Consider the following 1,071-nt stretch of genomic DNA (forward strand, 5'->3'; position numbering starts at 1 on the left):
ACCGTCTCGAACTGGAAAAGCCCTGCATCGATGCTGAAGACGAGTGCTTCAACACCGAGTGGTCTACCGAGTTCACCCTGCCCAAGGCGTTTGACGAGTATCTGAAAGCTTGGTTTGCCCTCTACCTGCTGGAGGAGGTGTTCGACCCGCGCCTCGACGGAGAGGCCAAGTCCTTCATCTTCAACATGAGCGTGGGTTACAACCTTGACGGCATCAAACAGCCACCGATGCAGCAGTTTATCCACAGCCTGATGGATGCCAGCAGCAGTCCGAAATTTGCCGAGTACCAGCAGGTGGTACGTGACCTCGTGGCCGACGAGCAGTTTATCGCCGAGCTGGGACTGGGGGGGCGCCGCGATCGCCTGCAACAGCTGGTGGAGCGTATCCCGGCCAATCTGGTGCACGGCGTTACCCTCTCTACCATGCACGGCTGCCCACCGAACGAGATTGAGGCCATCTGCCGCTACATGCTGGAAGAGAAGGGGCTCAACACCTTCGTCAAACTCAACCCGACCCTGCTCGGCTACTCGCGGGTGCGCGAGATCCTCGATACCTGCGGCTTTGATTACATTGGTCTGAGCGAAGAGTCGTTCGACCACGACCTCAAGCTGGATCAGGCCAAGGCGATGTTGACCCGCTTGATGGCGCTGGGGGCCGAGAAGGGGCTCACCTTCGGGGTCAAGCTCACCAATACCCTTGGCACCATCAACCGCAAGGGGGCGCTGCCGGGGGATGAGATGTACATGTCCGGCCGGGCGCTGTTCCCGCTCTCCATCAACGTGGCGGCCGTGCTGTCTCGCGCCTTCGATGGCAAGCTGCCCATCTCCTACTCGGGCGGTGCCAGCAAGTTCAACATCGCCGAGATCTTCGAGACCGGTATCCGTCCCATCACCATGGCCACCGACCTGCTGAAACCAGGCGGCTACCTGCGCCAGATCGAGTGCCTCAAAGAGATAGATGCGTCGGACAGCTGGGGCATGAGTCAGGTGGATGTGGCCAAGCTGGAGGCGCTTGCCGCCAAGGCCCTCACCATGGATTACACCCAGAAGGAGTGGAAGTCCGAGGATCGCA

At 60.2% G+C, this 1,071-nt stretch carries 1 pseudogene; it reads left to right on the forward strand.

Annotation, left to right across the window (positions count from 1 at the left end):
* Positions 1-1,071, forward strand: a pseudogene (locus tag AACS18_RS07295) (putative selenate reductase subunit YgfK); the annotation flags it as partial.

This window comes from Aeromonas sp. HMWF015, assembly GCF_963878965.1.
Lineage (GTDB): Bacteria > Pseudomonadota > Gammaproteobacteria > Enterobacterales > Aeromonadaceae > Aeromonas > Aeromonas veronii.